This is a genomic window from Ruegeria sp. AO1, from assembly GCF_056535985.1.
Window position 1 is genome coordinate 718,594 of the sequence record NZ_JBQFJC010000002.1, and the last position, 12,256, is coordinate 730,849.

The 12,256-nt window shown below is 50.2% G+C and carries 10 protein-coding genes; 2 read left to right on the plus strand and 8 right to left on the minus strand.

Annotated features, from left to right (window positions below):
* Positions 1–135: 135 nt before the first annotated feature.
* On the minus strand, positions 136–1,725 hold the full coding sequence (locus ACR3FB_RS21350; protein ID WP_480565222.1) for a hypothetical protein: 1,590 nt from the start codon (positions 1,723–1,725) through the stop codon (positions 136–138).
* 342 nt (positions 1,726–2,067) lie between these two features.
* On the opposite strand from ACR3FB_RS21350, the gene ACR3FB_RS21355 reads away from it, so the two are divergent.
* Entirely contained in the window at positions 2,068–3,702 is a 1,635-nt protein-coding gene (locus ACR3FB_RS21355; RefSeq protein ID WP_480565225.1) for a hypothetical protein, read from the plus strand.
* 21 nt (positions 3,703–3,723) lie between these two features.
* Here the strand turns inward: ACR3FB_RS21355 and ACR3FB_RS21360 are convergent, their stop codons facing one another.
* The 4 genes from ACR3FB_RS21360 to ACR3FB_RS21375 are packed head-to-tail and all read right to left on the minus strand — an operon-like array spanning position 3,724 to position 7,635.
* Positions 3,724–4,461 carry an SDR family oxidoreductase gene (locus tag ACR3FB_RS21360; protein WP_425084668.1) on the minus strand — a complete coding sequence of 246 codons (738 nt, stop codon included), beginning with the start codon at positions 4,459–4,461 and terminating at the stop codon, positions 3,724–3,726.
* Positions 4,458–5,783: an FAD-binding oxidoreductase gene (locus ACR3FB_RS21365; RefSeq protein ID WP_480565228.1), complete on the minus strand. Its 1,326-nt coding sequence runs from the start codon at positions 5,781–5,783 to the stop codon at positions 4,458–4,460. Before ACR3FB_RS21365 ends, ACR3FB_RS21360 begins: the two co-directional genes overlap by 4 nt.
* Positions 5,780–6,208, minus strand: a complete 429-nt coding sequence (locus ACR3FB_RS21370) for a GtrA family protein (RefSeq protein WP_170380976.1) — start codon at positions 6,206–6,208, stop codon at positions 5,780–5,782. The genes ACR3FB_RS21365 and ACR3FB_RS21370 overlap by 4 nt, the downstream gene beginning before the upstream one ends.
* Positions 6,205–7,635: a UbiA family prenyltransferase gene (locus ACR3FB_RS21375; protein ID WP_480565231.1), complete on the minus strand. Its 1,431-nt coding sequence runs from the start codon at positions 7,633–7,635 to the stop codon at positions 6,205–6,207. Before ACR3FB_RS21375 ends, ACR3FB_RS21370 begins: the two co-directional genes overlap by 4 nt.
* Positions 7,636–7,971: 336 nt before the next feature.
* Between ACR3FB_RS21375 and ACR3FB_RS21380 the strand changes: the two genes are divergently transcribed.
* Complete coding sequence (locus ACR3FB_RS21380; protein WP_480566888.1) at positions 7,972–8,910, plus strand: hypothetical protein; 939 nt, start codon at positions 7,972–7,974, stop codon at positions 8,908–8,910.
* A 115-nt stretch (positions 8,911–9,025) separates the two neighbouring features.
* Here the strand turns inward: ACR3FB_RS21380 and ACR3FB_RS21385 are convergent, their stop codons facing one another.
* The 3 genes from ACR3FB_RS21385 to ACR3FB_RS21395 all read right to left on the minus strand — a co-directional run bounded on the left by ACR3FB_RS21385 (position 9,026) and on the right by ACR3FB_RS21395 (position 12,254).
* Positions 9,026–10,072: an acyltransferase family protein gene (locus ACR3FB_RS21385; RefSeq protein ID WP_480565236.1), complete on the minus strand. Its 1,047-nt coding sequence runs from the start codon at positions 10,070–10,072 to the stop codon at positions 9,026–9,028.
* Positions 10,073–10,457: 385 nt separating this feature from the next.
* Positions 10,458–11,852, minus strand: coding sequence for a hypothetical protein (locus tag ACR3FB_RS21390; RefSeq protein ID WP_480565238.1), 1,395 nt, complete (start codon positions 11,850–11,852; stop codon positions 10,458–10,460).
* A 9-nt stretch (positions 11,853–11,861) separates the two neighbouring features.
* Entirely contained in the window at positions 11,862–12,254 is a 393-nt protein-coding gene (locus tag ACR3FB_RS21395) for a GtrA family protein (RefSeq protein WP_425084663.1), read from the minus strand.
* Positions 12,255–12,256 lie beyond the last annotated feature (2 nt).

The window sequence follows — 12,256 nt, forward strand, 5'->3', positions numbered from 1 at the left end:
GAGTAAGGGTAAACAGCATAAGCCAAGCCCAGCGTGTGTAAAAGAGGACTAGGAATCCAACTCACCCTGGGCATTGGGATGGTTGCGCTTATGAAACCCTTCCTTAATCCGTCTGCATTTACACGCTTCAAAGATTCAACTTCCGTTTCCGCGTAAGAAAAACAAGACGTCATCTGATGTCGCGTTCTCCGGTTCAAAGGCCGAATACAATGCGCTTTGTCTGAGACAGTTTGCAAGCTCGTCTTGGATTTTAAGTACGATGATGCTGGGACCTTGGCGGTCGATTTGGTTGCAGTACTCATTGTAGTTTTTCGGCAGGTCGTATCCTGCTGGAATCTCTAGATCGCCCCACCAGTTCTTACCAACGATAAAATCGGTATTGGCGGCATGAGGAAAGCCATGGCGCGGTTCGCGCAACCTCCAATGTTCATACATCAGATTCGGCGCCAGAAAATCGCGTGACCCACTGGGCAGTGTCTCTTGAACCTGCGCGATCTGGTTGGACAGCAGGTCGATCTCCTCAGCTGTATTGTCCCGGGATGCAAACCAACGGACATGCTCCAGCGAAATCCGCCATAGTGGCAGCATTGTCAAAAAGACCAGCGCTAACTTTAGAACTTCGCTTCCTGTTCTGGCTTGCAACGGCCCACGCCACAAAAGAGCGGCGAAGAACCCTGTTCCGATAGCAAAAAACGGTACAAACAGTTGTAGGTAGTGTGACCAAAAATGCTTGTAGAGTATCGCTGCCTCGATCAGGCCGGGCAATATTAAGGTTAGCACTAAGATATCTGTCCAAAGACCCTTTGTTTGGTCTGATAGTCGCGTCTTTCGACCTCGGACCAAATGTATAACAGCTGCGATCGCAGTGGAGACCGAAGCCAGTGCGAGGAAGGGAAAAACAGGAAGAACGCGATCGGTGAACCAGCTGTGTTGCTCTTTCAAATTGCTCGTCAATGATTGGAGGATCAGGTCTTGTCGTAGCAACTGCATTCCATCCAAAAAGGCCTGTAAGTTGCCGGCGAGAACGTATGGCATGACGTTCGTCAGCGCTCCGGCCAAACCGACGGCAGCAATCCAGAATGTAGCGACATAAACGGCCTTTAGCAGAGTAAGCCCTGTTGGTATAAGGCGCAAAGTCAACCAGAATGCTGCGCAACAGAGACACAGCAAAAAATAGGGGCGTATCCCTATGGCAAGGCTTGCAAGCAGAGCTGAAAAAGCGAAAAGCCAAATAGACGGGGTTTTTCCAAAGCGGATGGGCGCAACCGCAGCCATAAGCAAGGCTATTGCACCAATTGCCGAGGCGCTTGCCAAGGGATTGATGTGGTAAATCCCGCCGGGAAGGAACGCAAAACCCGCTAAGCTTGCGACTGCTGACGTTTGCGCACACATCGTCGTAACCCGATCCGGCAGATCCAGTCCGGAGACAAGAACCTGCCGAGTGACAAACGCCGTCGCAATCGCGCCACTCAGCATTGCAAAGATGGAAAGGATTTGCCATGCCAGAACGCTGTCGAATGCGGCTGGGATAACGAAGAGGAATTGGTTAACTGGCAGTTTGTCATCAAACTCAACCGTCCAATGAAGGTCGTTTTCGAGAAGACGTTGGCCGAAATACATCATATGGTTGATGTCCCAGCTCCAGCGTGTGTCGGACAGGTTAACTGCGTAATCCAGGAGCACTGATAAAATAACGACGACAAGGCAAAGCCTGAAAAGCAGCATGGCGTTCTCCAATGACCGTTACTATCGCTAGCTAAAACGAAAAAAAAAGCTAGTGGGCATGCACAAAAATACGGACTCGTGGCAATTTCCCATCAAGGTCAGACCTTCAGGCGAGACCTCATTTCTGATTGGCTGACAGCAGTGATTTGGTAGGCGAAACAACTCGAAAGGGCCAACAGAGCTATTTGTCGGCAGCCTTGGTTAGAGCGCAGAGTACATCGCCTTAAACTGTGGGGACTTAAGCGTGTTCAGTCTGTCGCGATTGAACAGAAACCCCAACTTGAGTCCACAACGCTTTTCCGATTAAATCACAGACAATCAAACGATTTCAGAGAGAATTCGATGCCAAAGGATATTGCCCGCTCGGACAGCCCGTTTGGCATTGCGATATTAGTTCTAGTTATAGCTTTCGGGGGTGTGCAGCTTTTTTTTTGGACAGATCGCAGTATTTGGATTGATGAAGTTTCTCAACTTCTAAACTTTCCTTTGGACAACCTTGCGCAAGCCTTTGGCCCCTTGCCGCAGGCGCAACAAGCCGGCCCGCCCGTTTTCAATCTGTTTTTGCATTCGATTTCACACCTATCAATTCAAACGGCTCGATGGATCGTGATCCTGACGACGCTTGGCATCATCACTATTGCTATGGCCTTCGCTTTCGACAGGCGCCCTATTCCAATTGCTGCAGGTCTATTTGTGCTATTGTCGCAGCCATCTTTCCTGATCAATGGCTCGATGTTGAAGTTCTACGCGTTCGATGCGGCTGGTTTCGCCATATTTGCTGCCTGGATCTACTGCAAAAATCGTGACGCACCCTTTGGTTTACGGGACATGGCGGTTTTGTTTGTTGGATTGTTTTTGGGTCTATCTACAATTGTCGCAGGGTGTCTGGTTGTAGCTTTTTTTCTGCTCAAACGTCTGAAACGGAGACAGCTAGAGTGGAAGGAGGTCGCTTTGGCCGCGCTCTTCTGCGGTGTTGCCGTGGCGTATTACTTGCAAATCGGTTACGCGACAAAAATTCAATTAACCGGATTTCCGGACGCCTATGGGGCTCTGGGTTTTGATGCCCTGAAGCGGTTCGATGAAGCCACCATGCTCTTGTTGCAATCACGAGGGGTGTTTATTGTGTTGGTACTTTTGGGAAGTTCTGGCGCCGCACTTATTATTTGTGGTGACACTCGACGTTCAAAACTTGTCAGTTTGTTGCTGTTCATCGCAACTATCGTTTTGACCTTCTTAGTGTTGGCCGCAATAGGCAAATATCCTGCGGTCAGCTCACGTCATCTTTTTTGGATTTTGGGGGTCGTAGGGGTTCTAGCTGGAGCGGTGGCCGATGCGTTGCTCGTGCCACGCGATGACCCACGCCGCCGACTAGCGCTGGGCTGCTTGGTTTTTCTGGGAATTGCTTTCGCTGCCTCCGGGTTACGGGTGGCGATGAAGTGGCCGCCGCAATTGGTCGAAGGTTCAAGCGAACAGGTAGTCGAGACACTTGCCAATTTGCCGCCCTCGGACGTGCTGTATTATTTTGGAACCTTCCGTTTGATTCCGCTGATGATCGAAAGGGGCGCGCCAATTGCGCAGCACCGGTACGCACCTAGTCTTTCGACCCAAAGTGGTGCGATCGACCCATCTTATTTCGATTCAGAATGGAACGAAATCGATAGCCATCTGTTCTCGGAAAAGGTGGAGAACATCTTGCAAAACGATCCAATCGGCTGGGCAAAGATGTACATTTTGTTGCGCCGAAGAATTGATTTCAGTCCATTGGCAAGGTTCGTTCTGGATTCCAGGCCGTCAGATGGCAGGACTTTTTATATAGCGTCGATACATGCGAGCTGGCCTGGGTTACCGGGACGGGCAACCGCAGGACTGAGGCAGGTATTGGACGAAAGATCATGTTCTTATAAACCAGTTGCGGTTTTTGACACTCTGCTAAGCCCGGGTTATGTGCTCGAAGTCAATTGCCCACCGTCCGACTGAAAGACGGAAGCGCCTTGAACATTACAGCTTCATCTTCTTGAAAATGCTTTCAGGGATGTTGCAGATGATTGTCATGATCAAAAACCAAATTGAGCGGACGTAGATTACATTTCTGCTTTTTTTGACTGCCAACGCTATCTTTTCGGCCACTTCTGCAGGTTGAGCCGTCAGTTTTTTGGGCAGATCGAGATTTTCAGTCATACGTGTCGCAACGAACCCGGGCAAAACTGTGATTACATGCACACCTTTCTTGGCCAGTCGATTGCGCAGTCCTGAAAGGAAGGCAGTGAAGCCGGCTTTGGCCGAGCCATAGAAATAATTTGTGGCGCGGCCACGTTGACCGGCCACCGAACTGATCCCGATAATTACACCTGACCCACGATCTTCGAACCGATTAGCTAGCTCGGACAGAATGCCGACAGGGCCTTCATAGTTTGAACGCATCACAAGGCTGGCGGCTGTCAGGTTACTTTCGCTATCCTCTTGCTCGCCCATATAGCCGATTGCGCAAGCAGCGACCTCTGGAAGTTCTGGCAAACTGTCGAGGAAACCAGCAAATCTGTCGGGGTGCAGCGCGTCGAATTCATGTAGCGTGACTTCTACATTATACCGCGTGGAGATATCGTCGCGATCAGGAGCCAATTTCTGAGCTTCGCGCGCGGCAAGTTGGATAGGGTGTCCTAGGCTGGCGAAATTTTTTGCTACGGCGAGACCAATGTCGGAACGCGCGCCAAGGATGAGTACGGGGCCTTTGCTCATAGTGCAAGCCTTTCGGATTGTGAGGATTGAAAGGCCACCGATGCATTGCTGTTCTGTCGCTGTGCGACAAAAGCGGCCGTACGCGCGTCGCTTTCCATCAATGTTTGGGCTGACATACGGGCGTCCTTGGCAAGATAGAATCTTCCACCGTGCGCTATCGTTATTTGATCAAGGCGTTCCAGCAGGCTGAGGTTCTTGTCGGTGGCGGGGAAATCTAGCGCTAGAGTATAGCCGAGCATTGGAAAAGAAAACGCGCTGATTTGTTCTCCGAAACGCTTAAGAACCGCCAGAAAAGAGCCAGAGCCGGCCTCAGAGATCGTGTCCAGTAAGGCGTTTAAGCCCTCACGGGATGTCTCCAAGGGCAAAACGCATTGGAATTGCAGCAAACCTTTGCGACCATAAACCCGGTTCCAATTCAATATCGCATCTAACGGATAGAAATAGCTATCCCAGTCCACAATGCTGTCACCGGCTTTACGCAACCCGGAACGGTAGTACAGCGCGTTAAAAGCCTTCACTGCAGGACCCGACATTGCAAAGCTTGGAAAGTCAAACGGCACTCGTTTCATTCGCCGAGGGCTCATAGCGTAGCGGTCTAGTTTTTGCCTAGCGCTTAACATATCGAGCGAAGCGTGCTCTCCGAGCATCACCAATGATCGACCGCGGTTCGCGCCGCGCTTCAGGCAGTCAATCCAGGCAACCGAGTAAAGACTTTGGTCATTGGCCTCAAATACTTCCATCGACTCAGCAAGATTGCTCGCGGGGATCATTTTCTGCTGGATCCAGCCCGTCTCGACCCGCTGCAAACGGATCGCGGCCCGAAGTATTATACCAGTCAACCCCATAGCCCCTGGTATACTATTGAAAAGCTCCTGATTTTCGTCGCGCGAGGCACGGTGCACTTGGCCCGAAGCGTCCATCACATCGACCCATTCCAGTGACTTTGCCATTGAACCGTCACGGTGATGGTTCTTCCCATGCACATCGGCGGCGATCATCCCGCCAAGTGTCACGTATTTTGTCCCGGGCGTCACAAGAGGAAACCATCCACGCGGCAGGAAGGACGAGATTACGTCGGCCAGCAGAACGCCAGCTTCTGCCACAAGGGTTCCAGTTTCATTGTCAAACGAAATCATGCGGTTGAAGTGCCGCATGTCAACTGTACCTCGCCGGCTGATCGCACTGTCGCCATAGGAACGCCCGTTGCCCCGTGCGATGACACCCCCGTAACGCAACGCAGAAGCCAGTTCGACATCGGACCGCGGGGCCTTGACTATTGGTGCATAAACGACTGGAAATCGACCCCACCCACTCAGCATCATGTCGCACGTCCCAGCGAAAGGGTTGAATCGGTGAACACGAACCGCCGATCCAGATTGTACTTGACCACATAGCCTATGGTTAGACCAACAATAGCCCCAATCTCGCGAGCCAAATCGGTCCCCCATATCAGCCAGCAAGCGGTTTCAGTACCCCAGAAGATTGCAGTCGTAGCTAACCCCATAATCGTATAGAGCGTGAACTTTTTCCTGTGCTCAACCACTCCGGAGGACAAGTCGTAAAAAATCCAACGTTTGTCCAATAGGTATTTGATGACCAAACCCACGAGGGTTCCAGCACATAGTGCGACAACAAAATGGGTTAGGCTTTCACCCCACATCAAGAAAACCCGTTGCGTAGCAAGGTTCCCGGCGGTCGCGATGATCGCGAATGTTCCATATCGAAGTATCAAACTCCCCAAGGTCATAACAAGGCACCCCAAACAGCACAAAACAGTATGGCGAGAAAACACAACTGGCTGGTTCTGTCTTTCGCGGCAAAGACGACGGGGTCATCATGCATATGCCCGCGGTGGGTGATCATGGTGACACGAGTCAACCAATACAGAAGAATCAAACACACCACCCAAAGCGCAGTAGGAGAGCGATACAATTCCATCACGTTGGGAGAGTTGATGTATAGCGCCATAACCAGAACTGAAACATATCCGGAAGAGATAGCTACCTGGCTGATTAGCGGCAGGTCGTCGACCTGATAGCCGCGTCCTGTGGCTTCCATTGCGCCACGCTTGGCGGTGTCGATTAGTTCGGCCTGGCGTTTTACTGATGCAAGTGAAAGAAAGAAAAACACCGAGAATGCCAAAAGCCACACAGACAGTGGAATCTGAGTAGCATACCCCCCGGCAATGATTCTGGTAGTGTAGAGACCAGCCAACGTAATGATATCGATTACAATGCGGCGCTTTATGTTTAGCGAATAGGCAGTGGTTGCGACGTAATAGAAGGTCATCGCGCCCAGAAAAGCCCAATTGACGCTGGCCGCGATAATAGCGCCTGTGGCAAGCATTCCGAAGGCCATCCAAGTTCCATGCGCGATTGGGATCGCGCCTGATGCAAATGGGCGCTTGCACTTGCGCGGATGTGCGCGATCAGCTGCTAAGTCCAGAAGATCGTTCATGACATACGCACTGGACGCGACCATGGAAAATGAGATGAACGCCAGCAACGACGCCCAAAATGTCCCCCAATCATACTGGTGAGCGGCTAGCATCGGAAGGAAAACAAGAATGTTCTTTAACCACTGATGGGGCCGAATAGCTTTAATATACGGCTTTAATGAAGTGACCTTTGTGCTCAAATGGTCAACCTCTGGGCTAAGATCGTCCACGGTACTGCGCAACTTCGTGGGTGCGTTGACGGTGATTGCACGGTTAGCTTGCGACCAAACCGGAATGTCAGCCTGGGCGTCCCCCATATACGCGAAGCCGTCTTCATAGTGGTTTTTCAGAAAGGTGGCCTTCGCCGGGCCTTTGAGGTTTCTCACACCGTCTGACCCATAGACCTCGTCAAAAATACCAAGATGGTCGAAAATGTCCTTGGCTATGGTCTCGTCGCTGGCCGTTACCAGAGCCGTCTGACCGCCTTTTCGCCGCCAGTCTTCGACATAGGCGATAACCTCCGGATCATAAGGGAGCGTTTCGACGTCGACAGGACCTGCTTCTGCGAGCTCGTGCTTCAGTCTGGCCTTGCTGTGCGACAATGCGCTAGCCGACTTAAAGAGTGTTTGCCAGTTTTTTCCCAACGCGCTCCAAAAAGTTTCGAAGAGTATGTCGGATCGCAAAAGCGTTCCGTCTAGGTCAACCACCAGAACTGGTTTACGTGCTTCACTCGTCATGCGAACTAACGGCCAAGGCCCCTCAAATGTTTTTTAGATAACTAGAGTCTAATTGACTCCGATATGCATATAATACGGCGGATGTATGTCTGGCGAGGAGCTATTTCACAGACAGGTCAAAGGTATGGCTCTATGGCCGCAAAAGGTCATTTCATCACCTAATTTTAAGGCAAACATCGGTTCTGATTGTTTCGATTTTGGCGATAGTGACCGCATTGATGGTGAATTTAGAGGCGAGCATTCAGTAAACGCTTGATCCAGGATGTACTTTGAAAAAGAGCGCTATATTCTCTCTGACAGACAACCAACCGACATGGAGTTTAAGCAGTGCGATTTTTGAGTGCAGCCCTTGTTTCTTTGATGGCCTTTTCTTCTCTACCCACCGACGCAAACGGCGAAGTACAGCAAAGGCGTGCCGTTGGTGCGTACATGAACAGCCTATACGATCGGATTCCGCCGATGATGAAATTGCTGACCGAGGCAAACGGCGAACAGTTCTTCGCGGGCCAGGGAAGCTATGACATTGGACCACCGCTCGAGCCGCCGGACTGGCGGCAGAACTGGAAGACCCTTGGGGTGCCTGTCATGGGTGCACAAAACTCTTGGCCATCGATCGATAGGGCAAATGTCACAGATGTAATCATGCTGACGGACAATTTTTCCGGCCCTCCAGCCTATGAATCACAAGGAGCCAATCCTGACCCTAGCGTCGGCGGGCCGCTGCCATGGCATATTGAAGAAGGGCGGTCTCGTTTTTGGACCGGCACGATTAGCGATATTGTGGCAACGCATGAAGCAAACGTGGGAGATCGCCCGAATTATTGGATCTACGAAGGTTGGTCTGACGGGGGAAGGCTGCTTGATGAGGCAACCGGTGCAGGTTCCGATCGCGATTTCGCGGATTGGCGTGAACGAACAACTACCAAATTCAACTATACCGGCTGGTATGACAATTTGCTGAGCCAGGTAAAGGAAAACGTTCCCGACGCAGCATCACGTATCAAACTAATTCCTGTGGCGCGAACCATGGTTTCGGTGATGGAGAACACTGCGGCCTCCTCCTTATCAGCCGACGACTGGTTTGCTGATGACGCACCTCACGGAGAAGACACTTTGCATCTTCTGGCTGCGATGATAGTTTACTCGGCTATGTTTGAAGAAGTGGCCCCGAAGCCAGACTTTTCTAAAAATAACATAAACGATGTATTTTCGGCCAATTACGAAGAAATCGCATCACATGTTTTAGAGGTTGTTAGTCCTTACACTGGGTCCTGAAAATATCACCAACCAAACTGAAAGCGCTTGCAATGCTGCATGTTGAAATTGTTTAGGTGACATCATTTCGATCTTGTCGAAACGATGAACTCGTGACCTCGGAGCGACTCCTGGGTCACGATCCAGTTCCCTGTAGCTTTATCCCTTTAAGGTGCCGCTGTCCGAGCCTATGAGACAATTCGAGCAAAGGACGTTCACATAGATGATGAAACGCTAAGGAAACCAAAATGGAGGCGACAACAATCATAATCACAGCGAAGATTGGTCCCGGCCACGCGTTTATGGGTATGAAATGCACGACGCTCTTTGCAACTGCCAAGTGAACCAAATACAGAGAGTAAGACGCACCACCAAGATAAAACAAAATCTTGCTCTTTGAAATCTGCCCGCACGACTCTAAGGTGACGACTGCGCATAGGAAGACTGCAGATGGAATCCCAGCAGTAATAAACCGCGTACCACTGAAAGGATGAACGGGGGGTCCAAGCGCAAGCAGTGAAAACCCTATCAAACATGCCACCATTGCTACCGGGACAGTAGCTCTATGCTGACGTAATTTGTCGAGGTGATTGATGTAGTAGTAAGCTACAAGCATTCCGAAAATAAACTCGATAGCAGTACGGGTCTGAACCATGTACCACATACCACCCTCGAATCGGCCAAACCATTGTAGGATTGTCAGTCCAAAGATCGCGCTGGCTGTTAGGGCCAGGCGATGTTTTTGGGAAACCATCATTGCTACTGCAAACAGTACGTAGAAGAAAATCTCGAAATTCAGAGTCCAACCGATCGGATAGATTGGCTGAACAAACACTCCTTCATCACTCGTTTCGAAAATGAACAGAAATGAATGCAGAGTGTTGCTCACAGTGAGCTTGCCGAAATCGTAGTTGTTCCATCCAAGGGTCGTGTAGTCGAAAATTACAAAAAACAAAATGGCGTAATAGGGTAAGGCGACCCTGATAAATCTCTTATATAGAAAAAATTTTGGTGAATTTCTGCTTCTTTCGGTAACGAGATAGATTACGAAACCGCTGATAATGAAGAAAAGGTCGACGCCGACCTGTCCTTGTTGAAAGACTAACCCAACTTCGCCCGCTGCATGCACGATCACGACAGCGATTGCTGCAAAAAACCTAAGATACTGAACCGAATAAACCATAACCTATCACGATCAACACAACTGCGCTGCTTCAGTTCATACCACTATTTTTACCCAATCAAGTTAGAAAGTTTATCATACTCGCAGAAGCAAGTTGCCTCTGTGTCTGAAAGAGTTGAAAGGTCAATTTGGGAAACAATTGATCCAAATTACAAGCAATAGTTAAGGGAATGCGACGGACTTTGGTCCTTGTAGAACTAAGTATGAAGCGGGTTTAAGCGAATCGCAAAGCTTCCTGAATCCAGGAGTTGTGTTGAGCAGTGTGATATCTATGCTAGCTGCGTGCGTCGTTCACGGCTGCTGATATTGCTTTGTTGGTAGCTGATCCGCGCTTCCTAAATGGTCCAATTTGATTGTTAGCGAATTATGGGCCTTGGGTCCAAATCTAAACCCGTCGCTTTAGAAAGATACATATTGCCCTGCTGAAGGCTAACCCAGTGAACAAAAAGATAACGTGCGAATAGCGAAAGTCCGGTGTCGGCGCCAACAAAAACAAACCGAACAAGTGTGCAGGAACGGCAAGTAAAAGGGCTATCTCCAGCCCATGGCCAGCTGGTTTGAACAACAAAATGACGAGCAAGGTCATCGCTGCTGCCAGACATAGCCAAGGTTTGTATGGCGGGTAATAGGCCAGCTTGTTAAAGAGCAAAGCCAACTCTTTTTGCAGCAATGTCTGTTCCGAAATAGGTGGTACAATTTGTTGCATTTCTTCGGAATAGTTTGCGGGATCAAACAAGACGGGTTGCCAAAGTGTTTTTCGGAACGCCAACACCCAATCAAATGCAGCGAGGCGGTGACTTAGATAGGCCTTCGGTTCGGTAGTGATGGCATGGCGCCAGGAGGCAAGTATCTCGGATTGTTGTTCAGGGTCCAAAGCACCAAAAGTATCAGTCGGGACATGAGTGTCTTGGGATTGATTCAGTGCATTTAGTCCGGGTTGATCGCCGTAAAAAACAGCTTGCCAATCGCGCGGTGAATAGCTTTCGCTCAGGTTCTGAGGAGTAAGCCCTTCGGTGAGTGGAGTTGGTAATTTAGAGTGCAAACGGGTTCGCCGTTCTCCATCTGGCAGATAGGCGATTGTCCCGCTTACATCAAAAAGGGCTACCGACAACATTGGGTTTTCCGAGCGATCGGCAATTTGGGCATTAATACTCATCGACCCAAGCGCTATGCCCAGGGCTAGCCCGGCGCTTAGGCAAATAGCGCCTGTAAACCCCACGATACGACGCGGACGGATGATGCAGACCGCTAGAAGCGACAACAGAGGTGTCAAGCAGAAGACGGCATTTACACGGGCCAGAAGCGCCACAAACGCGGTCACTAAAACAAGTGCAATCATTGGCCCTTGAGGCAAACGGCCTGAATAAACACCTGCTAGGGCACCGCTCAACACAGTGAGCATGCCCGCCATTAGAATGTCTTTCCAGATTGCTCCGTTGATACCCAGAACTGGCGGGTAAAACATTAACAAAAAAAGTAAGACTGCCCCAAGCCGTGGGGCAAATGGAACCAACGCCGCGTACCAAAACAGCATCAACCCGCCCCACAGCAAGGTGATTTGCAGGATAAGCATGCCGACTGGTCCCGGAAAGAACTGATCCACCACTCCGAAAAGCAAAGTCATGAAAGGCGAGTGCCAATCGCCGATTTCCCCACTACGGGCCTCAAGTAGTTGGACAACTGAGTCCACGCTCAAAAAGCCAGGAAATAAGATCGCCAGGTAAAGAGCCCATCCGAACACAAACAAGGCTACAGAGAAGGTAAATGACGAACGTGTCATGACGCGGCCTCAGTTGGTCAGGAATACGAGGCGTCGGGCGCCAAGATAGTTGACGACAAGCCCCGCTGCCGAACCGACCGAAAGCGCGAATAATGCGTTGACGACTGTTTTTTCGATAAACAGCAAAACCAACAGGTAAGTCATTAAGTTTACAATCGCTCCTAGGATTTGAACCGTAAAGTAGCGCACAATTTGTCGACCAGTCCTGGTACGGTTCGCAGTGCTGAAGGTCCAAACGCGGTTTAGCCACCATGTGGCAAAGACAGCTACCGGGAAAGAGAGTATCCGGGCGACATAGTGAGAAACACCGTTTTCCAGCAACAAAGCAAGCACAGTGGCATCAGTAATGAACCCGATTGTGCCAACGACACAGAACCGAAAGAAACTAGTATAACTTGGCATCC

What these genes read in the sequence shown, in the direction of transcription:
- ACR3FB_RS21370 (WP_170380976.1), bottom strand. Translation starts at nt 6,208, where the DNA reads ATGACCTTGGGGAGTTTGATACTTCGATATGGAACATTCGCGATCATC.
- ACR3FB_RS21375 (WP_480565231.1), bottom strand. Translation starts at nt 7,635, where the DNA reads ATGACGAGTGAAGCACGTAAACCAGTTCTGGTGGTTGACCTAGACGGA.
- ACR3FB_RS21390 (WP_480565238.1), bottom strand. Translation starts at nt 11,852, where the DNA reads ATGACACGTTCGTCATTTACCTTCTCTGTAGCCTTGTTTGTGTTCGGA.
- ACR3FB_RS21395 (WP_425084663.1), bottom strand. Translation starts at nt 12,254, where the DNA reads ATGCCAAGTTATACTAGTTTCTTTCGGTTCTGTGTCGTTGGCACAATC.
- ACR3FB_RS21355 (WP_480565225.1), top strand. Translation starts at nt 2,068, where the DNA reads ATGCCAAAGGATATTGCCCGCTCGGACAGCCCGTTTGGCATTGCGATA.
- ACR3FB_RS21350 (WP_480565222.1), bottom strand. Translation starts at nt 1,725, where the DNA reads ATGCTGCTTTTCAGGCTTTGCCTTGTCGTCGTTATTTTATCAGTGCTC.
- ACR3FB_RS21365 (WP_480565228.1), bottom strand. Translation starts at nt 5,783, where the DNA reads ATGATGCTGAGTGGGTGGGGTCGATTTCCAGTCGTTTATGCACCAATA.
- ACR3FB_RS21385 (WP_480565236.1), bottom strand. Translation starts at nt 10,072, where the DNA reads ATGGTTTATTCGGTTCAGTATCTTAGGTTTTTTGCAGCAATCGCTGTC.
- ACR3FB_RS21360 (WP_425084668.1), bottom strand. Translation starts at nt 4,461, where the DNA reads ATGAGCAAAGGCCCCGTACTCATCCTTGGCGCGCGTTCCGACATTGGT.